Source organism: Acidobacteriota bacterium, from assembly GCA_003696075.1.
GTDB lineage: Bacteria > Acidobacteriota > Polarisedimenticolia > J045 > J045 > J045.
Window position 1 is genome coordinate 1 of record RFHH01000225.1, and the last position, 24,698, is coordinate 24,698.

Consider the following 24,698-nt stretch of genomic DNA (forward strand, 5'->3'; position numbering starts at 1 on the left):
AGCCAGGCCGTGGCTTCACCCGCCGGTTCGGGGCCGCCGAAGCGGTTCAGCAGGGCGTCGAGGGCCATGGGTGTGTCGGTCGTCGGTCGGCGCGGCATCGGCTCTCCTGACGCGGCCAGCGGGCGGCGCGGGGAAAAGGCCCGCCGGACGGCGCCGATCGCCGGTCCGGCGGGGAAGGGACCGGGCTGCGCGATGGGGAAGGGAGGAGTCCTGACCCGGTCTCTCCGCCCTCTCCTTCGCAAGCGCGATGCCAGCCGCGCGCCCGGTCGGACCCAAGCTCAAGCTCTTGGGAACCATCGACTTGTGGAGCGGTCCGCCCAGCGCGGGTGCCCCGGTCTCCGGGCGCGTCGACCGGAACGGTCTACGTTCCGGGGGTGGATTCGATCCCGTGCCGCGCCAGCTTGGTGTACAGCGACCGCAGGCTGATGCCCAGCAACCGCGCAGCGGCGGTCTTGTTCCCTCCCGTCCGCTCGAGCGCCTCGCGGATCTGGCGCGCCTCGAGCTCCGCGAGCGGAAGGAACTCCCCGTCCCCGGCGCCTTCCCTTACGGCCGGGGGAGCCGGCCGCCGGGGCGCCTCCGGGGCCGGCGCCGCGGAACCCGGGCGGAGGGGCGGGAGATCGCCGACGTCGATCGTGTCGCCGCGCGCCATGATCAGCCCGCGCTCGATCGCATTGCGGAGCTCGCGGACGTTGCCGGGCCAGTCGTGGGCGCGGAGCGCCTCGAGGGCCCGTGGCGTCAGCCGGCGCGGTTCCGGCCGCTCCGGCTCGAGCCACCGGAGGAAGTGCTCGGCGAGGGCCGGTATGTCCTCCCGCCTCTCGCGCAACGGGGGCACATGGATGGTGAAGACGTTTAGCCGGTAGAAAAGGTCGCGCCGGAAGCGACCGGCCTCGACGTCCCGCGCGAGATCCCGGTTCGTGGCGGCCAGCACACGGGCGTTGGTCCGGCGTGGCTTCGGCTGGCCCAGTCGCTTGAACTCGCCCGTTTCGAGCACGCGCAGGAGCGAGGGTTGAATGCCGAGCTCCATCTCGCCGATCTCGTCGATCAGCAGCGTGCCGCCGTCCGCTTCCTCGAACAGGCCGGCCGCGGACCGCGTGGCCCCGGTGAAGGCGCCGGCGACATGTCCGAACAGCTCGTTCTCCAGCAGTTCGGGCCGCAAAGAGCCGCAATTGACGGCCAGGAACGGGCCGTCGGCGCGCGGGCTCGCCGCGTGGATCTTCCGGGCCACCAGCTCCTTGCCGGTGCCGCTCTCCCCGGTGATCAGCACGGTGGTCTCCGTCGGCGCCACCCGCTCGATCAGCTCGCGAAGTTCCCGGATCTTGGGGCTGTCCCCGACGAGGTCGCGATAGGGATCCACCCTGTCCAGCATCCGGGCCAGCCGGCGGTTCTCGAGCATGAGGCGGCGGTGCTCGTACGCCCGCTGGACGACCTTCTCGATCTCCTCCACGCGCGCCGGCTTCTGGAGATAGTCGTAGGCCCCGGCCTTCATCGCCCGAACAGCCGTCTCGACCGTTGCGTGGGCCGTGAGCATGACGACTTCGGGAGGATCGGGCCGGGACCGGACGTGCTCGAGGAAGGTCAGCCCGTCCATACCCGGCATCACCACGTCCGCCAGCACCACATCCACCGGGTTGCGTTCGATGTGCTGGATCGCCGCCGAGCCGACGGAGGTGGTGGTCACCTCGAAGCCCTCGCGGCCGAAAATCCGCGCGAGGGTCTCGAGGAACAGCGCTTCGTCATCGAGAATCAGCAGGCGAATCTTCCGGCCCACGATCGGATTCCTCCACGGCCGGCAGGCCGATCCGGAAAGTGCTGCCTCGCCCCGGTTCCGACTCGCACGTCAGGGTTCCCCCCTGCGCCCGGACGAACTGGGAGGCGATCGTCAGTCCCATGCCGGCGCCGCGTCCGGGTTCCTTCGTCGTGTAGAACGGCTCGAAGATCTGCCGTTGCACATCGGGCTCCATGCCGGGACCGCGATCGCAGACGTAGATCTCGACGGTGCCGGTCCCGCGCCGGCGGGCGCCGACGACGACCGGGGCGCCCGGCGGGCTGGCGTCGAGAGCGTTCTCCAGCAGATTCACCAGCGATTGCTGGAGCTGCGTCGGCATCGCCAGCACCCGGGCCCGTCCGTCGTCGACCGCCAGCTCGATGGCCTTCCCCTCCCGTTCGGCCCGCCTCCTGACGAGTTCCACCGTCCGGGCGAGAAACGGGCCGACCTCGATGCGTTCCGGCTCGCACGCGGTCCGGCGCGAGAAGTTGAGCAGCGCGTCGATGATCCGGCGGCAGCGCTCCACCTGCGAGAGGATGATCTGGAACGGCCGCTCGGCGCCCGCATCCCGGTCCGGCAGAGCGGCGAGGTGCCGGCGAAGGTCTTCGGCGCTCGCGGCGATGATCCCGAGCGGGTTGTTCACTTCGTGCGCCACGCTGGCCGCGAGCCGGCCGATCTCGGCCAGCTTCTCGGCCTGCACGGCCCGCTCTCGCGCGGCGCGGAGCTGCTCCGTGCGCTCCTCGACGCGCCGCTCCAGCATCCGGTTCCACCGCTCGAGCTGCTCGTTCTGCCGGAGGATCTCCTCGCGCGCGGCGCGCAGGCTCTCGAGCATCCGGTTCCGCGTGCGGATGATCTCCCCGAGCTCGTTTCTGGCGGCGAGGGACTCGGGAACGAGTTCGGCGGCTCCCGGATCCCCCGCGCTGGCGATGTTCGCGCGCACGATCGCCTCGATCGGCCGCAGGACCGCCCGCCGCAGGTAGACGAAAACGGTCACCGACGTGAACAGGCAGATGAGCAGCACCAAGCCCAGCACCCGCAGGACGTACCCGACCGTCTCGCGGCGGAGCCGGGAGCCGCTCTCGACGATGGCGAGCCTTCCCGCGAGGCTCCCATCGGCCGCCCGGAGGGGGTAGAGGACGTAGCAGAGGCCGCCGTGCTCCCCTTCGGCGATGCCGCCGGCCGGGTCGGTGCGGCGGACGATCTCCTCGGCCGTCTCCCGGGGCCAGCCGGGATCGGCCCAGAGAAGCCGGCCGCCCGCCCCGTAGAGCGCCCGGAGTCCCGGACCTTCCGGCATCACCTCCCGGATCAGGGCCGGATCCCGCGCGGCGTCGCCGAGGGCGCCGGCGATCGAGGGCGCCGCGCGCCCGGCGGCGGCGGCGGCGAGGGCGTAGAAGTGATCGCGGCGCTCGCGGCGGAAGTGCAGCGTCATCGGCACGAGCACCGCCAGCTCGATCACGACGATCGACAGCACCATCACCGACAGGATCCGCACGCTGAGCCGGCGGAACGGGGGAATGCCGCCGGGGACGCTGGGGGACGACGAGCTCACGCGACGAGATTAGCGAGCCGGCGCGACGGCCACCAGCGCCGCCCCGCCGGGATCGGCGCCGTCACATCGCCGTCCGCATCATCATCGGCTGGGCCAGGAGCCACAGACTCTGGAACGAGAAGGCGAGCATGCCGGCGAGCATCGGGAGCTGGCTGCGGAGGGCGCGGCCCGGCTCGGGGTAGAGCGAGGCGGCGGCTCGGTGGGCGACGACGATGCCGAAGATGTGGCCGCCGAGAACGAGCAGGACCTGGATCGCCCAGCCGACTTGCACCGGCAGGACGGCATCGATCGGCATCCTCGCCGTGCCGAACAGATCCCATCCCCAGCCGAACGGATCGGAGGCGATTCGGACGAGCTTCATCCCCTCGAAGAAGACGTGCTGCAGGTTGTGCGCCAGGTGGTAGCAAAGGGCGATGGGCAACAGCGAGTAGGCGAAGCGGATGAAGAGCTGCCGGACAGGATGTTCCCGATCGCCGGTGACGGCCTTCATCAGGAGGCAAAGACCGAAGAAGACGGCGATCGGCAGCGCGAGCATCCCCGCCATCCCCACGGTGAAGGCGCCCAGCTCCGACAGCCCGGTTCGGGTCGAGATCGCCTCGACCAGGCGATCCCACGACGGCGTCATGGTCAGCCCGTGGAACGCGCTCATCGAGAGCATGATCACGGCCAGGTAGGCTTCGTCGGCACGGTATCGGCGGGACTCGACGAGGTCCGCACCGGGGAGCCGGGCGTTCCAGGCCACGTTGTCGTGCGGGCACGAGCGGACGCACTCGAAGCACAGGGTGCAGTAGGTGTTGACCTCCATGGCCCCGAGGTACTGGTGGGTGGGGCAGGGGGCCGCTCCGGGCGCGCCGTGGTAGCAATCGCGGGTCGCGCACTCCCGGCAGACGTTCCGGTCGCGGGCGCGGAGCTCGCTCGACGCGCACAGCGCATACAACCCGCTCACGCGGCCGACGAGGCAGGCGTACCGGCAGAAGGCGCGTCGCTCGAAGATCAACACCGAGGCGGTGGCCATCGCCACCATCGCGACGCCGAGGACCGCCGTCAGCCACGGCTTCGTCGTGACGCCGTAACCGAGCTCGAGCCAGGTGAGCCCGACGAACAGAGCGGTCGCCGGCCAGATGTTCCGGAGGCGGCGCGGCCAGCGCAGCCCGAGGCCGAACGGCCGCCCCGAGCGCCGCAGCCGGCCCAAAGCGGCGATCCCGTCGGCGATGGTGACGAAGGGGCAGGCGGTGCACCAGATCTTCCCGAGGAAAAGGATCACGAACGCCAGCCACGTCCACCAGATCGTCCAGGTGAGCACCGGAGCGATGTTCCGCTCCGGGCGCTGGTTTCCCGCGAAACCGGCGGCGAGGACGAGCAGGAAGAGGACGAGGACCGAGGACTGGAGCGCGCGCTGGAGGATCCGGCTGCGGATCGCGTGGCGGAGGGGGGCCCACCGGAGAAGATCGAGGCGCGGACGGCCGCGGCCGCGCCGGCGGCGCCCAGCGCGATCGACTACGGCGAAGGAGACGACGAGCGTTCCCAGGGCTCCGGTGAAGAAGAGCCAGTCCGGGACCCCCGGCATGAGCGCGAGCCGACGCTCACCGCCGCCCGGGCGCCCGGTCCCCGCTCCGATGGGAACGAGCGCCATCCCGCACTTGGGGCATCGCCCGGGGAACGGCTGTCGGACCGTCTCGCACATCGGGCAGCCCCAGACGAGGCTGGGAAGGCCGCGGATGGTGCGGGCGGCGGGGCGCGGGCGCACCGGCGCGTGGGCCTGCGCCGGGACGAAGACCGCCGGCGACAGGAGGATCAGGATGGCGAGGACGGAGACGGTTCGCCGCGGCATGGCCCCTTTCCCCGGAGAGTCCCCGGGGAATATAGGTTCCGGCCGCCGGGTGCGGCTTTGCCCCGGCGGTGGGCTCCCGGTAGGCTGGCACCACGTCCCGCCCACCGCGACCGGCGGCCCGGGCGGGGACGCCGCGGAGGCCCACGCTTGCGGTCAGCGGGTCGCGTCCTGGTCAGCGTCGTTGCCGCCCTTCTGATCGTCGGGGCGTGCTTCGGGGCCGACCTTCACACCCACGGATGGCCGGACCCGGGGCGCCCCGCGGTGGCGGCGGCACCGGCGGCTGCGACCTTCTGCACCGCCTGCATCCTCGCCCATGGGAAGCTCGCCGAGGGCACGCCGTCGGCGGAGGTGCGGACGACCGCGTGCGGCCCCACTCCGCCTCCCGGCGAGCTCCTCGGCCTCCAAGAACCGGTCCGCGGGCCCTGGCAGGCCCGCGCTCCACCCCTCGCGCGGACGGCGTTGCGTTGAAAGAGCGGCCCCGGACGGGGCGGACGCTGTCTTCTTGGCGGCGCGGGACGACCGGCGCCGCGCGCGTGAGGAGGGAGGAGATTGACGAGAGCGAAAGTGTTCGGGCCGGTTCGGGGCGGGCGCGCCCTCGCCGCCCTGGCCCTGGTCTTTAGCGCTGTCCTGGTGCCCGCGCGGGCCGCCGAAGGGGTTCGTGAACTCGAAGCGCAGCTGGCCCGCCTCGAGGAGCGGATGGAGGCGATGCGGGCGGCGTACGAAGAGAGGATCGCCCGGCTCGAGCGCCGGATCGCGGAACTCGAGAAGAAAGGGCGGGATGCCGGCACCCGGGCGGCCGCACCGGCGGACGAGATCGCACGCCTTCGGGCGGCGGCGCGAGCCGCCGCCGGCGGGGCGCAGGCGGCCGCGCAGGCGCCTCCACCGGCGGTCGCCGTGGGGCACGAGCGAAACCTCAACCGGTTGAACCCGGAGATCTCGCTGACGGGTGACGTGGTCGCCGCCGCGTCGGGGCCGGGCCAGCGGTTCGATGCGCGCGAGTTCGAGCTCGACCTGCAATCGGCGCTGGATCCGTTTTCCTCGACGAAGCTGACCCTGGCGATCGGCGGCGGAGAGGTCGACATCGAAGAGGGTTACGTCCGCTACACGGGGCTCGCGCCCGGTCTGACGCTGCGCGCGGGGAAGATGCGCCAGACGTTCGGAGCGCTCAACCGCCACCACCTCCACGCGCTGCCCCAGGTCGACTACCCGCTGGTCTACGAGACCTTCTTCGGTCCGGAGGGGCTCGCGCAGACCGGTGTCTCGGTCGACTGGCTGCTCCCGCACGGCTGGTCGACGGCGAGCGAGATCACCCTCCAGGTCACCGACGGCTCCTCCGAGCTCTTCTCGGGAGGGTCCTTCGAGCGGCTGTCGGGACTCGCCCACGTCAGGAGCTACTGGGACCTTTCCCCCGCCACGTACCTCGAATGGGGTCTTTCCGCCGTGACCGGGACGCGGGCGCCCGGCCTCGGGGCGACGGTGCTCGGGAGCGACGTCACCCTCCACTGGCAGCCGCCTGCACGGGCCAAGTACAGAGAGTTCATCTGGCGAACGGAGATCGCGCGGTCGGCGAGGGAGGCCGCCGGCGGGCCGGTCGCGCGGGCCTGGGGCGGGTACTCCTACCTCGAAGGGCTGGTGCGGAGGAATCTCTACACCGGTCTCCGCTACGACCGTGTGTTCGATCCGGAGGTCCCGTCCCTCGGCACGTGGGCGATCGAGCCTTATCTCTCGTGGTGGCAGAGCGAGTTCGTGCGGCTCCGGCTGGCCTACCAGCTTCGCCACGATCCGCTGACAGGGGACGACGACCACCGGATCCGGTTCCAACTGACGTGGGCCGCCGGCCCGCACAAGCACGAGTCCTACTGAGGAGGGACGACGATGATCCGCAACACCGTGCCGCTTGCCGGCGTCATCCTGCTGGCCTTCGCCGCCGCCGGACATGCGGCGGAGAAGGTGAAGGTGGTCACCACGCTGCCCTCCTACGCCGCCATCGCCCGCGAGGTCGGCGGAGAGCGCATCGAGGCGCGATCGATCTCGCGCCCCGACGAGGACGCCCACTTCGTCAAGCCGAAGCCTTCGCTGGCGCTGATGCTCAAGGACGCCGACCTGTTCGTGACGACCGGTCTCGACCTCGAGCTCTGGGCACCGACGCTGGTCGACAAGTCGGGAAACCGCAGGATCCGCGACGGGCAGCCGGGCTTCGTCGCCGCGGCGCAGGGCGTCCACATGCGGGACGTACCGGCGAACGCAAGCCGGGCGGCGGGCGATATCCACATCTACGGCAATCCGCATATCCATACGAGCCCGATCAACGCCAAGGTCATCGCCGCGAACATCGAGGCGGGGCTGGAGCGGGTCGATCCGGACGGCGCCGCGTTCTACCGGGATCGGCTCGCAGCCTTCCGGGCTCGCATCGACGAGGCTCTCTACGGGAAGGAGCTCGCCGATCTCCTCGGAGGCGAGGTTCTCGATCCTCTGGCGGAGCAGGGACGCCTGATCGAGTTTCTGCAGCGGGAACGCTACGACGGCCACCCGCTGATCGATTCTCTCGGCGGCTGGCTCGGACGCGCCCTGCCGCTGCGGGGAAAGAAGATCATCGCCTATCACAAGAACTGGATCTACTTCACCGATCTTTTCGGCCTGCAGGTGGTGGACTATGTCGAAGCGAAGCCGGGAATCCCGCCCTCGAGCCGGCACGTCCACGAGTTGATCCGGGAGATCGAAACGGGTGGGATCCGGGTGCTCCTCTCGGCGACCTACTTCGCCCCGGACAAGCCCCGCGCGATCGCCGAGCGGACCGGATGCCGCGTCGTGCGCGTGCCCCTCGAGCCCGGCGGGCAAGAGGCTCCGGACTACTTCGCGTTGATCGATCTGTGGATCACCAGGCTGCTGGAAGCGTTCGGAGAAGGGGGCTGAGCGATGCTGGATGTGCTCGAGTTTCTCGCCGCGCCCTTCACCGCCTGCGCTGCTCTCGTCGTCATTCTCGGCTACTTCGGCATCCACGTGATCCTGCGGCGGGTGATCTTCGTCGACCTCGCTCTGGCGCAGATCGCGGCTCTCGGAACGCTGCTCGCCTTCATGAGAGGGCACGAGCCGGGAAGCGCGGCGGCGATCGGGTACTCGCTGGGGGCGGCGCTCGCGGGCGCCGCCATCTTCAGTGCCACCCGGTCGCGCCGCGAGCGGGTGCCGCAGGAAGCGATCATCGGGATCACCTACGTCGTCGCGTCGGCCCTGGCGATCGTTGTCGCGGACCGGGCTCCGGAGGGAGCGGAGCACATCAAGGAACTCCTCGCCGGAGCGGTGATCTGGGTCACGTGGCCGGCGGTTCTTCGCGATGCGGCGGTCTTCGCAGCGGTGGGCGTGCTCCACGTCCTGCTGCGGCGACGCTTCATCGAGATCACCGATGATCCGGAGGGTTGCTTCGAGCGGGGCATCGCCGTTCGCGCCTGGGACTTCCTGTTCTACGCCGGATTCGGCGTCGTGATCACCTTCGCGGTGGGCACCGGCGGCGTCCTCATGGTCTTCTCGTTCCTGGTGGCGCCGGCGATCCTCGCGATCGGCCTCGCCGACGGGTGGGGCCGGCGAGTCGCCATCGCGTGGGCGGCGGGTCTCGCGGCCTCCGCCGCCGGCCTGCTCGGCTCCTATCGGTGGGACATGCCGGCCGGCCCGGCGGTGGTTTGCGTGCTCGGGCTGCTGCTCGTCGTTCACGCGGCGGCCCGGGCGATCCCGTTGCCGCGGGCCCGGCGCCCTGAGGCGGCGGACGGCGGCTGAGATTCCGGGTCAGCCGCGCCCGCGCCGCCAGGCTTCGAAGCTTTCGAGATCGCTCTCGATCTGTCTTCTCAGGTCGGCGGCCGTGTCGAATCGCCTTTCGTCCCGCAGGCGATCGAGGAAGCGGAGTTCCAGCCGCCGGCCGTACAGGTCCTCGTCGAGCCCGGGAAGGAAGGTCTCCACGACGAGACGCCGGTCGCCGAACGTCGGCCGGGTGCCGACGTTGGTCAGGCCGAAAGCCTCGCGTCCCGCCCAGGCCGCCTGCGTGACGTAGACGCCGCGGGCCGGCAGGAACTCGTTCTCGGGGGCGAGGTTCGCGGTCGGCACGAGGAGCGGACGCCCGCGCCCTTCGCCGTGGACGACGGTCCCGACGAGGGCGAACGGCCGGCCGAGGAGGCGCGCGGCCTCCGACGCCCGCCCTTCCGACAGCAGGCGCCGGATCCGGCTCGCCGAGATCCTCTCCCCTCCGTCCATGACCGGCGGGACCGCGTCGGCGGAGAAGCCGACGGCTCGGCCGATGCGGCGGAGGAGTTCGAGATCGCCGGCCCGGCCCCGCCCGAACCTGAAGTCGGGCCCGATGTAGAGTTCACGGACACCGAGCCGGCCGCCGAGGAGGTCGCGGGCGAACACTTCGGCGGGCATCGTGGCGAGGTCGCGGTCGAAGGGCAGAATGACCACCGCCTCGATCCCGGCGGCTTCGAGGGCGGCCAGCTTCTGTTCGCGCGTCATGAGCAGCCGCGGGGCGCGGTCCGGCGCCAGGATCCGCAGGGGATGGGGCTCGAAGGTCACCACCAGCGGCAGCCCGCCGAGCGCGCCGGCGCGCTCGGCGACCCGCGCCATGATCCGCTGGTGCCCGCGGTGCACGCCGTCGAAGTTGCCGATCGTGGCGACGACCGCCCGGCCGGCGGGAGGGCGAAACTCGTCGATCCCGCGCGCCAGCCTCATCCCAGATGCGTCCAGGCGAGCAGGCCCGCTCGGAGGAGAAGGTTGGCGTACAGGCCGGCGGCCAGATCGTCGGCGACGATGCCGAGGCCGCCCGGCAGGCGCTCGAGGCTTCGTGCCGGCCAGGGCTTGATCACGTCGAGCGCTCGGAAGAGGAAGAAGCTCGCCAGGAGGGTCGCCGGACCCGGGGGGACCAGGCAGGTCGCGGCGAGATAGCCAGCCACCTCGTCGACGACGACCGGCCCCGGATCGCGGACTCCCCAGCGTTTCACGGGATCGCCCGCGGCCCACAGCCCGACGCAGGTGATGCCGACCGTCGTGGCCAGGTGCACCGGCCAGGAACCGGCCCACCAAAGGAGGAGGACGAGCGGTACCGCCGCGGCGGTTCCGGCGGTCCCGGGCGCGACGGGGGAGAGTCCGGCGCCGAACCACATGGCGATCCAGTCGCGCGCGGTCCTCACCTCTCCTCCCCGGCGATCCGGCCGATCAGCTCGGCGGGCCCGGCCGACGTGACGCGCACGCGCACCCGTTCGCCGGGACGGGGGGCGCGCCGGGGCCGCGGAGCGAGAACGCGGCCGTCCACCTCGGGGGCTTGCCCCCGCCATCTGCCGGCGATCCATCCGGGCCGGTCTTCGGCCTCCCCGTCCACGAGGACCTCCAGCTCTTGCCCGACGCGCGCTTCGTTGCGGGCCCGCGCCACCTCGGCGGCGATCTCCTCGAGAGCCGCCTTGCGTTCGAGCTTCACCGCCGCCGGGATGTCGTCCCGCAGCGACGCGGCGGCGGTTCCCTCCTCGTGGGAGTAGGCGAAAACGCCGACCGCGTCGAACCCGGCCTGCTCCACGAAGCGGCACAGGCGCTCGAACTGGGCGTCGGTCTCACCGGGAAACCCCACGATGAACCCCGAGCGCACCCCGGCACCGGGCAGCGCCGCCCGGAGCCTGTCGAGGAGCTCGAGGTACGCGTCCGGGCTCCCCGGACGCCGCATCCGGCGGAGAATCTCGGGATCGGCATGCTGCAGCGGCAGGTCGACGTACTCGACGACCCTGCTGCTGCGCGCCATCGCCTCGACGAGGCGGTCGGAAATCCGTCCGGGGTACAGGTAGTGGATCCGGACCCACGGGGGACCCTCCGCCAGGCCGTCGAGCGCCTCGATCAGCTGCGCCAGACCCTCGCGGAGCCCGAGGTCGCGCCCGTAACCGGTCGAGTCCTGGGCGATGAGGTTCACCTCGGCCGCACCCGCGGCGGCGTGGGCGGCCACCTCGCGAACCACATCTTCGATACGGCGCGACCGCTGCCGCCCGCGGAACGCGGGAATCGCGCAGAAAGCGCACGACTGGTCGCACCCCTCGGCGATCTTCACGTAGACGGAGTGCGGCGGGGAGAGGAGGTGCCTCGGCTCGCCGGCGGCGGGCAGGCTGACGCGCCCCGGGCCGCCGTCGGGGTGCCGCGGGGGCTCCGGTCCCAAGACCGCTTCGGACGACTCGATGCGGGCGGGGGCGAGCAGGCCGTCCAGCTCGGGGATCGACGAGACGAGTTCGCCGGCCGCCCGCTGGACCAGACAGCCGGCGGCGATCACGCGCCGCCCCGGCCGTGCCTCCTTCCACGCGGCGGCGTCCAGCAGAGCATCGACCGACTCGGCCCGCGCTGCGTCGATGAAGGCGCAGGTGTTCACGATCAGCGTATCGGCGGCTTCCGGATCGCCGACGATCTCCGCGCCGGCCGCCTCGAGGCGGCCGAGGATCCGCTCGCCGTCGACCTGGTTCTTGGGACAGCCGAGGTTGACGAAGAAGACCCGCTTCCGGTGGCGGGGCGTCGCGCGAGTGGGCCGGGGCGCGGAGGGCATCGGCTACGGGTAGAGGCGCTGGATCGTGCGCGGATAGGGGATCGCCTCCCTGGCGTGGCGGATGCCGGTCAGCCAGCAGACGACGCGTTCGATCCCCATGCCGAAGCCGGCGTGCGGAACCGACCCGAATCGGCGGAGGTCGAGATACCACTGGAACGCCTCCCGCGGGAGGCCGTGCTCCTCGATGCGCCGGGCGAGGAGGGCGTGGTCGTGGATACGCTCGCTCCCGCCGATGATCTCGCCGTAACCCTCCGGTGCGATCACGTCCACACAGAGGGCGCGGTCCGGGCGCTCGGGATCGGGCTGCATGTAGAAGGCCTTCACCGCGGCAGGGTAGCGGTGAATCATCACCGGCCGGTCGTGCAGCTCGCCCAGGATCGTCTCGTCCATCGCCCCGAGGTCGTTGCCCGGCTCGAAGGGGGGCGCTCCGGCCGCCCTCGCCCGGGCGACGTTCTCGTCGCGGGTGAGGATCTCCGCCGCCTCGTCGTAGGACAGGCGGGGAAAGGGCGGCCGGATCGCCTCGAGCTTCGACACGTCCCGCTCGAGGATCTCGAGTTCCTCCCGGCGCCTGTCGAGCACCCGCTCGACCACGTAGCACACCAGCCGCTCGGCCAGCTCCATCACGTCGTCGAGGCCGGCCCAGGCGATTTCGGGCTCGATCATCCAGAACTCGGTGAGATGGCGCCGCGTCTTCGATTTTTCCGCCCTGAAGGTCGGGCCGAAGCAGTACACCTTGCGGTGTGCCACGCAGGCCGGCTCGACGTACAGCTGGCCCGATTGAGAGAGGTAGGCCGGCGAACCGAAGTAATCGGTTTCGAACAGGGTGCTGGTGCCCTCGCAGGCGGCGGGGGTGAGGATCGGCGAGTCGATGAGCAGGAAGTCGTTGTCGTACATGAAGTCGCGGCAGGCCTTCACGACCTCGTCCCGCACCCGCATCACCGCCCAGGGCCCCTTGTGCCGGAGCCAGAGGTGGCGGTGATCGAGGAGGAACTCGATCCCGTGCTCTTTTCGGCCGATCGGGTATTCCTCGGCCACCTGGAAGATGTCCGCGCCGTCCACGTGGAGTTCGTACCCACCCGGCGCCCGCGTGTCAGGAACCACGGTCCCGGTGAGGCGCAACGACGACTCGTGTGTCAGCTTCGACAGGCGCGAGAAGGTGTCGGCATCGAGGTCGGACGCGGCCGCGACGGCCTGGCAGACGCCGGTGCCGTCCCGCACCACGAGGAAGACGATCTTTCCCTTGGATCGCCGGTGCGTGACCCAGCACTCGAGACGCACCCGCTGGCCGGCGTGGCGCGCGAGGTGCCGGATCGTCGCCGTCGGAGGCACCGCTCAGTCCTCGTCCGCCTGAGGTTTGAACTCCGCCACCAGCTTCTGCTGGATCTCCGCGGGCACCCGCTCGTAGTGCGCCAGCTCCATCGTGAACGATCCGCGCCCGGAGGTCAGCGAGCGCAGGGTCGCGTTGTACTCCAGCATTTCGGCCATCGGCACCTCGGCGCGGATCGTGGCGCGCCCTCCCTGGGAGTCGGAGCCCTGGACCTTGCCGCGCCGGCGGTTGAGGTCCCCGAGCACGTCTCCCATGTTCTCGTCGGGGCAGGTGACGACGACCCGCATGATGGGCTCGAGGACGACGGGGCCCGCCTCCTTCACGGCCAGCTTGAAGCACTCGCGTCCGGCCACCTGGAACGCGACGTCCTTCGAGTCCACCGGGTGCTCCTTGCCGTCGTACACCACGGCCTTCACGTCGACCATCGGGTAACCGGCGATGGCGCCCGTTTCGAGCACCTGCCGGATGCCCTTTTCGATCGACGGCCAGAAGTTGCGCGAGATCGCGCCACCGAAGATCTCCGAATCGTACTGGAATCCGGCGCCGCGGGGGAGCGGTTCGATGCGCAGGTGGACCTCGGCGAACTGACCGGCGCCCCCGGTCTGCTTCTTGTGGCGGTACTGCGCCTTCGCCGTCTTCGTGATCGTCTCGAGGTAGGGGATCTTCGGCTTCTCGAGCGTGGCCTTGACGTTGAACCGCCGCTCCAGCTTGTCGAGGATCGTCCGCAGATGATCGACGCCGAGGCCGGCCACCATCAGCTCGTGAGTGCGCGGATCGCGCTCGAGCCGCAGCGTGGCGTCCTCCTCGGCCAGGCGCTGGAGGCCGGAGGACATCTTCTCCTCGTCACCCTCGGTCTTGAGCGCGTAGGAGATCGCCGGCTTCGGGAAGGGGATCGGCTCGATGACCGTCTGGTCCGACTTGTCGCCCGTCAGCGTGTCCCCGGTGTGCGTGTCCTTGAGCTTCACGGCGGCCACGATGTCCCCCGCACGGGCCTCCGGGATCTTCTCCCCAGTCTTTCCCCGCGGCGCCGCGAGACCGGAGAGCTTCTCGGCGCTTCCCGTCACCGGGTTGAAGCAGGCCTGGTCGGCCTTGGCGGCTCCGCCGAACAGCCGGATCAGGCTGATCCGGCCGGCGAACGGGTCGATGTAGGTCTTCACGACCTGGCCCAGCAGCGAGGCGGAGGGATCGGTCCGGACTTCGATCTCTTCCTCCCCGCGCTTCGCCTTCAGCGGAGGGTGGGTGGTGGGATCGGGACCGAACTCGGCGATCGCGTCGAGCCACACCGCGACGCCGCCGAGGTTCGCCCCCGAGGCGGCGAAAACGGGGATCATCTGACGGGCGGCGATGGACCGCGCGAGGCCGGCCGCGAGCTGCTCGGGGGTGAGCGTGCCCGCTTCGAGGTAGGCCTCCATCAGCGCGTCGTCGCTCTCCGCAACCTGGTCGAAGAGCTTCTCGCGCGCCTTCTCGATGGACTCGGCCATGTCGGCGGGCGGATCCGCCGGGCGCGCTCCCGCCTTCGCCGGGTAGGCGCGACCGTCGACGAGGGAGACCACGCCCTCGAAGGAAGCCTCCTTGCCGATCGGGAGCGAGATGGCGGTCAATTCCCTGCCGAAGCGCTCGCGCAGGGCTTCCAGCACCGCGTCGAAGTCGGCCCGCTCGCGGTCGAGCTGGCTGACGACGAACATCACCGGCAGACCGGCCCGCGAGGCTTCTTCCCACATCCGCTCCGTCTGCACTCCGATGCCGTCCACCGCGTGCACGACGATCGTCACCAGATCGGCGGCGCGGAACGCGCCCGCAGCGTCGCCGATGAAGGCCGGATATCCGGGAGCGTCGATGAGGTTGATCTTGCGATCCTTCCACTCGGCGGCCGCCACGGCGAGAGACATGCTGACCTTGCGCTCGATCTCCGCCTCGTCGAAATCGGTGACGGCGGTGCCGTCCGGCACCGAGCCGAGCTCTTTCGTGGCGCCGGCGAGATAGAGCGCGGCGGACGCCAGCGTCGTTTTCCCGGAATCACCGTGGCCGACGAGAGCCACGTTGCGGATGTCGGACGTGTCGTAGACCTTCATTCGGGCGCTCCTTGCCAGGCGGAATGGGTCACCGCGGGGGCCGCTCGTACCGAAGACCCGGTTCGACCGGACCGTCGCCGGCCGGGGTGCGAGCGTCGACCCCGGGGCGAACGACCGGCCGCGTGCGTGGGCACACGTCGTCTCCGGGGTGAGCCGGCGACGAACGAAAAACTCTAGGCCGCAGGCTCCTGCCCCGTCAACCCGAAACCCGCGATTGCGGCGGTCTCCCCGAAACCGGCGGCGCCGGCAAGGGGAGCCGTCTCCCGCCATGCGGAGAAACGGTCTTCCCGGGCTCGCGCGCCGCTGCTCTCGGCCCTAGATTGGCCCTCGGACGCCCCGATGGCGTTCGATCCGAACCGGCCATGACGATTTCCTTGCTCGAACCGCTGCTTCGCTCCGGCCGTCACGGGCGCGGCTCCGGGGGCGGGCCCTCGGGCGCCTGTCCGCACTGCGGAGCCCGCGAGGACTCGTGGCCCGTCGCGGGCTCGCGGGAGACCGCCCCTTTCGTCTGCGTGGCCTGCGGGGGGCTCGTCGGTCCGGACGGTGAAGCGCTCCGGATCTGCCCGGCGTGCGCTTTCCCCGAGCCGGCCGCGGGAGGTGGCGCGTCCTGCCGCGGCGCGGAGCGCCTCGACGGGCCGGCGGCCGGGACCCGGAGCCGGGAGCTGGCGCTGGAAGCGGAGGCCGCCGCCGCCGATCTGTTCGAGCTGCGCGAGGAGGCGGCGCTCGGTCGCTACCTCGCGGGCGTCCGCGAACAGCTGGAGGGCGAGGCCGGACCGGTCCGCTTCATCGACATGGGCGAGCCGGCGGTCGCCACCCTGCCGGGCGGCCTTCTTCTCGTCAGCCTCGGCCTCCTGGCCACGCTGGAGGACGAGGCCCAGCTCGCCTTCGTGCTGGCCCGCGAGGCGGCGCTCGAGCGTGCCGGCTGGGTCTGGAGAAGGTTCGCGGCGGCGGCCCGTTCCCGGCGGGGTTGGCTCGCCGGTTGGACCCGGGGCGGGCGGAGTCGCCTCGCCGACGCGATCGAGCTTTCGCTGTTCGTCGGCTACGGCTCGGCGGCGGAGCAGGCGGCCGACCGGGAGGGGCTGGCGGCTCTGGTTCGGGCCGGATACGACCCGGAAGCGTCCGTGCGCGCCCTGCGCGCGATGGAGTCGGCGACGCTCGCCGGGCGTGGAGCCCGTTTCCTGCTCGGGGCGGAAAGGGCCACGTGGCTCGCGGAGGGCTCCGAGGCCCTGGGCCGCACCGACAGCGCGCGTTTGAACCGCGAGGTCTACCGTCGCGTCGTCGGCGGGTTCAACGTCTTCGGTCGCTGATCCCCGGTCACCGATGCGGGCGCCGGCCGGAGCGCGTCGCCCGCGGCGTGCGCGCCCTCCCGCTCGGAGGCGCCGCGCGGTGGGGTGCGCTCCGCGGGGATCGACCCACCCTCGGGGGCGCGGGACGCTCGCCGCCGGGCCGGGCCGAGCTGCCGGAAGCGGCACCCGGACGGAGAGCGGGCGTCCGCGCGGGCTCCCGGCGCGGGCGGGCCGCCGGCGGAGCCGGCTTCGACGGCGGGTGGTCCTCGCCGGAGACGGACGAAGAGCCGGCCGGCGGACCGCTCCGGGGGGACGGCAGACCTTCGCCGCGGACGATCCGGCTGAGGAAGCGGCGCACGCTCTCCGCGGCTCGACCGAAGCTCGTGCGGGGTGCCGGTGCCTCCCTCTCCGGGTGGCGGGCCGGATAGGGGGAGGGGGGCGAGGCCGGCTCCGGGCGAACTCGGATCACCGGCCGGTCGCGGCGGACAGGCGCGGGCGGTGTGACGGAGCGTTCCGGGCGCCGCTCGGCGGGTCGCGGGGCCGCCCGGCGCTCGTTCGCGCCCGGCCGCGGCCGCACCCGCTCGGGGGCGGCCGGAGCGGTCCGTGTCTCGGAGCCGGGGGAAGGCCGCCGGGTCCGCTCCGAGGGAGGAACCGAGCGCCCCAGCCGCGTCCCGGTGCGGGCTCTCTCGATCTCGGCGGCTGCCGCCCGCCGGACGGCGGCCGCGCGCCATTCGCGGACCTCGCGGGCGTCCGAACCGGGAGCGGAGAGCAGCCGGCGGGCCCGCTCGTACAGATGCTCGCGGGACGCCGTCCACGGCGCCGTCCGAGTCGCGCCGCCCGCCGCCGGCCGGCCGTGGCGCGTGTCGGCGGGAACCAGACGCCGGCGGGTCACGATGCCCTCGTCGCGGACGATCCGGTGCCGGACCTCGGCCGCACGATGCCCGTCGACGTAGTACCGGTGGTGCCGGTGGGGCGCCCATCCGCGCACCCAGAAGCCGGCGTAGTCGACGAACACCCACGGCCGAACGTCGAAGAAGGGATCGCCCCAGCCGAACGAGATGCCGACCGTCACGGCGAAGCCGTCGTGACCCAGCGGGCACCAGCCGACGAACTCGGGCCCGTAGTACCAGACCACGTGCGCGGGGGCGAACACGGCGCCCGGAATCCAGACCCAGCCGTAGCCGGGCCAGAAATCCCAGCGGCCGAACCGGTAGACCGGCCAACCCCAGGGCTCGTAACCGACCCAGACCGGCCCCACCGGGCCGACTTCCCAGTAGCCGCGCACGTAGGGTCGCCAGTCGGGCTCGACGTCAGGAACCCAGGTCCAACCCCAAGTCTCGTTCCACACCCAGCGCCCGTAGCGGCTGAGTTCGGGATAGTAGGGCCGCACCGGCTCGGGAAGCTCCGTGTACTCGGGACCGGGCCGGTGGCGCAGATGGAAGACGTCGTCCCGCTCGGCGACCCACCGCGTGAATCCGTCCCGCGCCAGCAGGTTGACGGGCCACGGGGAGCGCGGCGCGCGACCCGGCGCCACGGTCGTCCTTTCTCCCGCGAGGAGCAGGACCGATCCTTCCTCCCCCGAGACTTCCACTCGGCCGCTTTCGACCGTCACCTCCGCCCGTTCACCGTCGCGGACGGCCACGAGGAAGGCGCTTCTCTCCAGGACGTAGACGGAGGCGGAGGGGGTGTCCACGCGGACCGATTCGGCCGCCGGGGCATCGATCTGCACGCGCCCCTCGTGCAACCCGAGGACGGTGGTTCCCTCCCCTTCCGGGGAGGCGAAGGCGAAGAGCTCGACGAGGGTCGACCGATCGAGGCGGACGAGAGCACCGTCGGGCAACTGCAGTTCCGCCCGCCCGCCGGCCGACGTGCGCACGCGGTCCCCCTCGAACAGGGGCGCGTTGTAGCCCAGATCTTCCTCGAACCCGTCGGCGCGGACGGCGCGCAGTCCGCCCTCCGAGTACCGCACGCGGGCGAACGGCTCCGACGGTTCGGCGGCCGCGGCGCCGGGCGGATCGGACGGAGGCACCACCCGGCCCGCCAGCGCGCACGTGGCGGCGAGCCATGCCGTGAGGATCGCTGCGGACCATCGGGTGCGGCTTCTCATGGTGCTCGACTCCAAGGGGCGTCGGCGGCCCCGCAGAGCCCGATGCAAGATCCGTTCCCCGCTCCAGGCCGTCGCCCGGCGGCACGCGCTCCCGGCGCCGGGCGGGGCGGGCGTCGAGGCCGATGTCGCGCCCGGCCGAGGTGCGCGACCGGCGCTGGCCGCAGGGTCGCCCCCAACGCGCTGCCGCGGTGGCGGTTGCGCGCGGTCCGCCCGGCCGGGCGACTGTTCGCCCCGATCGGATCTCGGGGCGCCGCGCCCTCTCGCTTCCCGCCGGCCGGCCGGCGCCGCCGGCTCGGGATGCGTCCTCCGGCCAGGACGGGCGTCCCCGCCCGAGGACGGTCCCTTCCCGCCGCGCGCACCGTTTGCCCCCCGGGTGGAGCGGTGTTAGCGTCCACTTTCGACAGGGTTGCGGTCGGACCCGTTGGCCGGAGGCCCAGCGTCGCATGGCTTTGCGCAACGTCGTCGTCTATCCCCATCCCGCCCTCTCGAAGCGCGCCGAGGAGGTTCGGGCCTTCGACGAGGAGCTCGCCCGCCTGGCAGCCGACATGATCGAGACGATGCACGCGAACTCCGGGGTCGGGCTGGCGGCGAACCAGGTGGGGGTCCTCGTGAGGCTGATGGTCGTGGATCTGTCGGCAGGCGAGGACCCGGACGGCGCCCGCGTCTTCGTCAACCCGGAGATCCTCGAGGCGGAAGGGGAGCAGTCGGGGGAGGAGGGCTGCCTGTCGTTCCCCGGACTGTTCGAGATCGTCACGCGGCCGGCGAAGATCCGGTACCGCGCCTGCGACCTCCGAGGAAATCCGTTCGAGGGTGAGGCGGAGGGTTTTCTGGCGCGCGCGATCTGCCACGAGATCGACCACCTGGACGGAATCGTGTTTCTGAAGCGGATGTCCCCGCTCAAAAGGCGCCTGGCCCTCAAGAAGATCGAACGGCTCGTGCGCCAAGGCGAGTGGCCCCGGGAGGGCGTCGCGGGAGGCTCGGCCTGACGGCGAGTCCGCCGGACCGACGATGCGCGTCGTTTTCTTCGGCACCCCCGAATGGGCCGTCCCCTTCCTGGAGGCGCTGGCCGCGTCGCGCCACGAGGTGGATGCGGTCGTGACGGCGCCCGATGCGCCCGTGGGGCGCTCGCGGCGGCCGCAGCCACCTCCGGTCAAACGCGCGGCGGCCGAACTGGGGATCGCGCCGGTTCTCCAACCGGCGACGCTCAAGGACCGGGGGGCGCGCGAGGAGATCCTCCGCTTCGGCAGCGACGCCCTCGTGGTGGTGGCGTACGGCCGGATCCTGCCCGGACGGCTTCTCGACGCACCCCGCCACGGCGCCGTGAACGTCCACTTTTCGTTGTTGCCGAGGCATCGGGGCGCGAGCCCTGTCCAGCACGCGATCCTGCACGGCGACAAGAGGACGGGTGTGACGACGATGCTGATGACCCGCGGCCTCGACGAGGGGCCGATCCTCCTCCAGCAGGCCACGACCATCGGCGAGCGGGAAACGGCGGGCGAACTGGGTGCGCGGCTGGCGGTCATGGGCGCGCCGCTGCTCGTGGAAACGCTCGACCGGCTGGAGGAGGGAACGCTCCTGCCGACACCGCAGCCTCCCGACGGCGTCTCGCTCGCCCCGCGCCTCACCCCCGACATGGGCCGGGTGGCCTGGGACCGGCCCGCAGCCGAGATCGACCGGATGGTTCGCGCCTTCGACCCGTGGCCGCCGGTCGTGACGTGGGGCCCCCGCGGGCGCCTCCGGCTGCTCGAGGTCCGACCCGCGGACGAGCCGGCACCGGAGGGGGCTCGTCCGGGCGAGGTCCTGGGACGCCGGGGTGATTCAGCCCTGGTGGCGTGCGGCGGGGGCACGGTGCTCGAACTCGCGCGCCTCCAGCCGGACGGGGGCCGGCCGATGACGGGCGCCGCCGCCCTGGCCGGGCGTCACCTGCGGGAAGGCGGGCGGCTCGGCAGCGGGCCGTGAGCGAGCGCGGCGTCCCCGCCCGGATCGCCGCCGCCACCGTGCTCGCCGCGGTCGAGCGCGGGGGCTGGTCCGACCGGTTGCTGCAGTCGCGCGAGGAGGACCTCGACGATCCGCGCGACCGGCGGCTGGTCCACAGGCTCGTTCTGAGCGCCCTCCGGTGGCAGGGAGCGATCGACGCCGTACTGGCACCGCGGGTCTCCCGGCCGCTCGAGCGGCTCCCGGCCCTGCTGCGCGCCTGTCTCCGGATCGGGGCCGCGCAGCTGCTCGTCCTCGATCAGCCGCCCCACGTCGCGGTCGCCACGGCCGTCGGGGCGGCGCGCGCCCTCGCGGGTGCCGGGGCAGGAGGTCTGGTGAACGCGGTCCTTCGGAGACTCGGGCGGGACCGGCCGGCGCTGGACGAAACCAGGACCGTTCCCGGGTGGCTCCTCGAAAGGTGGGAGATCGCGCGCGGCCCCGAGGAGGCACGCCGCGCGCTGGCCGCGCTCAATCGCCCGGCCCGGGCCTTCCTGGTCGCCCGTCCGGCCGCGGGTGGGCGGGAGACACTGGCGCGCCGCCTGCGGGAGGAAGGGGTGGAGACGACCGCCTCCCCCTGGCACCCGGAGGGCCTTTCCGTCACGAGGGGAGCGCCGCAGCTCACCTCCGCCTTCCGGCGGGGAGAATTCGTCCTTCTCGATCCGGCCGCCGCGCTGGTGGCCCGGCTCGCCGCGCCGTCGCGTCCCGGACCGCTGGCCGACGTCTGCGCCGCGCCCGGAGGGAAGGCGATCCTCCTGGCGGACCGATCTCCGGACCGCCGGCTGGTCGCCCTCGAGCGGCACCTCCGCCGGGCGGCCGAGCTCGCCGATCGCCTGCGGACGGCGGTGCCGCGGGCGGCCGTGGTGCGGGCGGACGCGACCGCGCCCTGCCTGCCAGCCGGCCGGTTCGCCGCCGTCCTCGTGGACGCCCCGTGCAGCGGCACCGGCACGTTGCGGCGGCGCCCTGAACGGCGCCACCGCGTGACCCCGCGCGACGTGTCGCGCTGCGCGGAACAAGCCTTCCGGCTGCTGGAGGCCTCGGCCGCTCTGGTGGCGCCGGGGGGCGCGATCGTCTACGCCGTCTGCAGCCTGGAGCCGGAGGAGGGGCCGGAGGTCGTGGAGCGCTTCCTGGCGAGGCGGCCGGGTTTCGCGCCGGAGGATCCCACGCCGTGGCTGGGCCCGGACGCGGCACCGGCGATCGGGACCGGCCCTTGGCCCCATCTGGACACGTGGCCGAGGCTGGAGGAGCTGGACGGCTTCTTCGCTGTTCGGCTCCGCCGGACAGGGGGGGCGCCGCGCGGGTGAACCCCCGCGGTCTCGGTCCGCGGCCCGCCGTTTCCAGCGTAAATTGGGACGGGATCCTCGGGCGGGCGCTGGGAGGCTCGAAGCGGATGCGGGGAGGGAGATTCGCGTTCGCCCTGGTCTTGGCCGCGGCTTTCGGCGCGGCCGCGGCGCGCGGCCAGGTGGTGCGGCAGATCACCGACGAGAAGACGGTCGCCGCGGGGCCCGGAGCGCTGGACGATGCCGGGACGACGCTGTTCACCGGAAGCACCGACGATCCGCTCGGCACCAATCCGGACCACGCCGCCCAGATCTTCCGCTTTCCGGCGGCGGGAGGCCCACCGGTCCAGCTCACCTTCGCGCCCCGGGGAGCGGCGGGCCTGGTGAGCGTCAGCGACGACGGGCAGTGGGTCGCCTTCGCCTCGCCGGCCGACCTGACGGGGTCGAACCACGACCAGAGCGCGGAGCTGTTCGTCATGCGCTCCGACGGGACGGGGCTCGTTCAGCTCACGTCCGATCCGGCGGTCAACGGAGGGAGCGTGACCGCCGCGATGATCTCGGGCGACGGCTCGCGGATCGCGTTCGTTTCGAACAGCGACCCCCTGGGTGAGAACCCGCAGGGAGTGCCTCAGCTGTTCGTGATCGGCCGCGACGGGACCAACCTCCGGCAGTTGACGCACTTCTCCGACGGCAGCTTCGGTTCGATCTCGATCAGCGACGACGGCACGCGTCTGGCCTTCTCCCACGACGGCGATCCGTTCGGGAGCAACCCCGACCGCGGACGGGAGGTCTTCACCGTTCTCGCCGACGGGACGAACTTGCTCCAGATCACGACCACTTCCGCCGGCTACGCTTCCGATGCGCCGGCGCTCTCCGGGGACGGGACGCGCATCGCGTTCCAGTCCGACGGCGATTTGACCGGGGGGAATCCGCTGCACCAGACGGAGATCTTCGTGGTCGACTGGGGCGGCGCCAACCTCCGGCAGTTGACGCACACGCAATCCCTTGTCGGCGTGACCGGGGAACCACAGTCGGCCTCTCCGGCGATCACGGATGACGGAGGCACGATCTACTTCCACTCGAATCACAACACCTTCTTCGTCAACCCCGATGGAAACTTCGAGATCTTCCGGATCGGCGCCGACGGATCCGGACTCACCGCGCTCACCGACTCGCTCCTGTCGCTCGGCAACGTCGCGCCCACCGTCTCCGGTTCGGGCAACCGGGTCGCCTACTTCGCCCTCGGGTCGTCCAGCGGCCTCGAGACGATGGACGGATCCGGTGGAGGCGTGGCGCGCCTGGTGACGTTCCGGCTGGTGTTCAACGAGCAGCCCGATTTGAGTCCCGACGGCGCCGTGGTGGTTTTCGTGCGGAGAACGGGGCTCTTCGGCCCCGCGGAGCTCTACCGCGCGGCGCCCGACGGCAGCGGGGTCGCGCCGGTGACCGCCTTCGGCGGAGGTACGGTGGCCGGGCCTTCGATCGCGGGGGACGACACCACGGTGGCTTTCTCCTCGACCGCGGATCCACTCGGAACCAATGCGGACGGCTCGGAGGAGATCTTCGTCATTCGCACCGACGGCACCGGTCTCCGGCAGTTGACCGACGGCCCCGCGGGGACGAACTCGGCGAGGCCTGCCATCGCCCGGGGCGGCAGCCTGATCGTCTTCGACTCGGATGCGGACCTGGTGGGAAGCAATCCGCAGGGTGCCCGGCAGATCTACGCGGTGGCCCCCGACGGCACCGGGCTGGTGCAACTCACCGCCGCTCCGGCGGGCACGGCGGCGCGGGCCCCGCGCGTCGATGCGGCGGGGAGTTGGGTGGTCTTCGAGTCCGACGCCGATCTTCTGGGTGCGAATCCCGATGGCGGATACGAGGTCTTCCGCGTCCGGAGCGATGGGAGTGGACTCGAGCAGCTCTCGGCGGTCGATGCGGGCGACGCGCGACATCCCGACATATCCGACGACGGCGCGCGCGTCGCCTACGACGCCACCGGCGATCCTCTCGGGACGAACCCGGAAGGGAACTCGGAGATCTACCTCTACGACAGCACGACGGGACTGACGAGGCAGCTCACCGACAGCGTGGAAGGCGATTCGCGCGAGCCGAGGCTGAGCCGCGCCGGCGAGTACGTCTACTTCGTCACCGATGCGCCGTTCGCCGAGGCCGACCCGGACCGCCCCGTCGATCTGTACCGCGTTCCCGCCTCGGGCGGACCGCCGCAGCGGGTCGGTGGCCTGCGGGCGGGGATTCCCGGGCGGGCTGCTCCCGACGAGTCCGGGTCGATGGCGGCGTTCAGCGGACTCGGCGATTTCACCCGCACGAATGCCGACCTGCAGCCGGAGATCTGGATCGTCGACCGGAACGCTCCGCCTGAGCTCGACGTGTCGCGGGAGACTCCGACGGTGCTGCGCTGGTCGGTGATCTCCGGCCCCCTCCGGTACGACGCGATCCGGGGCGACGTCGCCGCGCTCGCGCCGGGAGATCTGGGGGCGGTGGCGTGTCTGGAGAACGATTCGCCCGACAACGACACCAACGGCTTCGGCGACCCGGAGGAGCCGGCACCAGGGGGGGCCTTCTTCTTCCTCTACCGCGGTAGCGAAGGGTTGGACCACGGCCCGGGAAGCTACGGGCGCTCGAGCGCCGGGGACGAGCGTTTCCCCTCGGGAGGCGACTGCCCGCCGTGAGGACCGAGGCCCCGTTGCCGGGGTTCGCAGCCGCCGGCGAACTCCGTGGGACCGGGGTAGCGTAACTCCCCGGACGATCGTGAGGTGCTTCCCCGATGGTGCGCTGCCGCGCCGGCGGGGCGCAGATGCGGCCTGTTCCATGCCGCCTCCCGCAGCCGGGACGCGCGCGCCGATCGGCCCTTCCCCCACGCGCCGGATCCCGCCATCCTTCCGGCATGATCCGAAGGCGACATCCCCGCCGCTCCCGCTTTCGCGGCAGCCGCCGCGCCTTCGAAG

Annotated in this window: 18 protein-coding genes and 1 pseudogene; 10 read left to right on the plus strand and 9 right to left on the minus strand. The window is 72.2% G+C overall.

The genetic code is table 11. The annotated features are described in order from the left end of the window. Nucleotides 1-361: 361 nt before the first annotated feature. From D6718_13640 to D6718_13650, 3 genes are all read right to left on the minus strand, one after another. Complete coding sequence (locus D6718_13640; GenBank protein RMG42579.1) at nt 362-1,756, minus strand: sigma-54-dependent Fis family transcriptional regulator; 1,395 nt, start codon at nt 1,754-1,756, stop codon at nt 362-364. Continuing rightward, nucleotides 1,734-3,257, minus strand: coding sequence for a HAMP domain-containing protein (locus tag D6718_13645; protein RMG42564.1), 1,524 nt, complete (start codon nt 3,255-3,257; stop codon nt 1,734-1,736). The genes D6718_13640 and D6718_13645 overlap by 23 nt, the downstream gene beginning before the upstream one ends. A 118-nt stretch (nt 3,258-3,375) precedes the next feature. Next, nucleotides 3,376-5,145 carry a 4Fe-4S binding protein gene (locus tag D6718_13650; GenBank protein RMG42565.1) on the minus strand — a complete coding sequence of 590 codons (1,770 nt, stop codon included), beginning with the start codon at nt 5,143-5,145 and terminating at the stop codon, nt 3,376-3,378. Between the two features lie 147 nt (nt 5,146-5,292). Between D6718_13650 and D6718_13655 the strand changes: the two genes are divergently transcribed. The 4 genes from D6718_13655 to D6718_13670 all read left to right on the plus strand — a co-directional run bounded on the left by D6718_13655 (nt 5,293) and on the right by D6718_13670 (nt 8,913). Continuing rightward, nucleotides 5,293-5,613: a hypothetical protein gene (locus tag D6718_13655; protein RMG42566.1), complete on the plus strand. Its 321-nt coding sequence runs from the start codon at nt 5,293-5,295 to the stop codon at nt 5,611-5,613. 96 nt (nt 5,614-5,709) lie between these two features. Beyond that, on the plus strand, nt 5,710-7,008 hold the full coding sequence (locus D6718_13660) for a hypothetical protein (GenBank protein ID RMG42567.1): 1,299 nt from the start codon (nt 5,710-5,712) through the stop codon (nt 7,006-7,008). 12 nt (nt 7,009-7,020) lie between these two features. Further along, a complete protein-coding gene (locus tag D6718_13665; GenBank protein ID RMG42568.1) occupies nt 7,021-8,058 on the plus strand; it encodes a zinc ABC transporter substrate-binding protein in 1,038 nt (345 codons plus the stop codon). Nucleotides 8,059-8,061: 3 nt separating this feature from the next. Next, a complete protein-coding gene (locus tag D6718_13670) occupies nt 8,062-8,913 on the plus strand; it encodes a metal ABC transporter permease (protein ID RMG42569.1) in 852 nt (283 codons plus the stop codon). Nucleotides 8,914-8,922: 9 nt separating this feature from the next. Here the strand turns inward: D6718_13670 and ribF are convergent, their stop codons facing one another. From ribF to D6718_13695, 5 genes are read right to left on the minus strand one after another with little or no spacing between them, the layout of a single operon-like run. Continuing rightward, nucleotides 8,923-9,855, minus strand: a complete 933-nt coding sequence (gene ribF, locus D6718_13675) for a riboflavin biosynthesis protein RibF (protein ID RMG42570.1) — start codon at nt 9,853-9,855, stop codon at nt 8,923-8,925. Further along, nucleotides 9,852-10,286 (minus strand): phosphatidylglycerophosphatase A, encoded by a 435-nt coding sequence (locus tag D6718_13680; protein ID RMG42580.1) that lies wholly within the window; start codon nt 10,284-10,286, stop codon nt 9,852-9,854. Before D6718_13680 ends, ribF begins: the two co-directional genes overlap by 4 nt. 23 nt (nt 10,287-10,309) lie before the next feature. Further along, on the minus strand, nt 10,310-11,695 hold the full coding sequence (gene rimO, locus D6718_13685; GenBank protein ID RMG42571.1) for a 30S ribosomal protein S12 methylthiotransferase RimO: 1,386 nt from the start codon (nt 11,693-11,695) through the stop codon (nt 10,310-10,312). A gap of 3 nt (nt 11,696-11,698) precedes the next feature. Then, nucleotides 11,699-13,024 (minus strand): asparagine--tRNA ligase, encoded by a 1,326-nt coding sequence (locus D6718_13690; GenBank protein RMG42572.1) that lies wholly within the window; start codon nt 13,022-13,024, stop codon nt 11,699-11,701. Nucleotides 13,025-13,027: 3 nt separating this feature from the next. Further along, nucleotides 13,028-15,364 (minus strand): elongation factor G, encoded by a 2,337-nt coding sequence (locus D6718_13695; protein ID RMG42573.1) that lies wholly within the window; start codon nt 15,362-15,364, stop codon nt 13,028-13,030. 92 nt (nt 15,365-15,456) lie between these two features. On the opposite strand from D6718_13695, the gene D6718_13700 reads away from it, so the two are divergent. Next, on the plus strand, nt 15,457-16,401 hold the full coding sequence (locus D6718_13700; protein ID RMG42574.1) for a hypothetical protein: 945 nt from the start codon (nt 15,457-15,459) through the stop codon (nt 16,399-16,401). A gap of 7 nt (nt 16,402-16,408) precedes the next feature. Here D6718_13700 and D6718_13705 read toward each other — a convergent pair whose 3' ends face one another. Next, nucleotides 16,409-18,487, minus strand: a complete 2,079-nt coding sequence (locus tag D6718_13705; GenBank protein RMG42575.1) for a hypothetical protein — start codon at nt 18,485-18,487, stop codon at nt 16,409-16,411. A gap of 443 nt (nt 18,488-18,930) precedes the next feature. Between D6718_13705 and def the strand changes: the two genes are divergently transcribed. From def to D6718_13730, 5 genes and pseudogenes are all read left to right on the plus strand, one after another. Beyond that, complete coding sequence (gene def, locus D6718_13710; GenBank protein RMG42576.1) at nt 18,931-19,473, plus strand: peptide deformylase; 543 nt, start codon at nt 18,931-18,933, stop codon at nt 19,471-19,473. A gap of 22 nt (nt 19,474-19,495) precedes the next feature. Continuing rightward, on the plus strand, nt 19,496-20,446 hold the full coding sequence (locus D6718_13715) for a methionyl-tRNA formyltransferase (protein RMG42577.1): 951 nt from the start codon (nt 19,496-19,498) through the stop codon (nt 20,444-20,446). Further along, nucleotides 20,320-20,820, plus strand: a pseudogene (locus D6718_13720) (rRNA small subunit methyltransferase B). The gene D6718_13715 and the pseudogene D6718_13720 overlap by 127 nt, the downstream one beginning before the upstream one ends. 99 nt (nt 20,821-20,919) lie before the next feature. Beyond that, nucleotides 20,920-21,762 (plus strand): hypothetical protein, encoded by an 843-nt coding sequence (locus D6718_13725; GenBank protein RMG42581.1) that lies wholly within the window; start codon nt 20,920-20,922, stop codon nt 21,760-21,762. An 86-nt stretch (nt 21,763-21,848) separates the two neighbouring features. Further along, on the plus strand, nt 21,849-24,422 hold the full coding sequence (locus D6718_13730) for a hypothetical protein (GenBank protein RMG42578.1): 2,574 nt from the start codon (nt 21,849-21,851) through the stop codon (nt 24,420-24,422). The last annotated feature ends 276 nt before the right edge of the window (nt 24,423-24,698 follow it).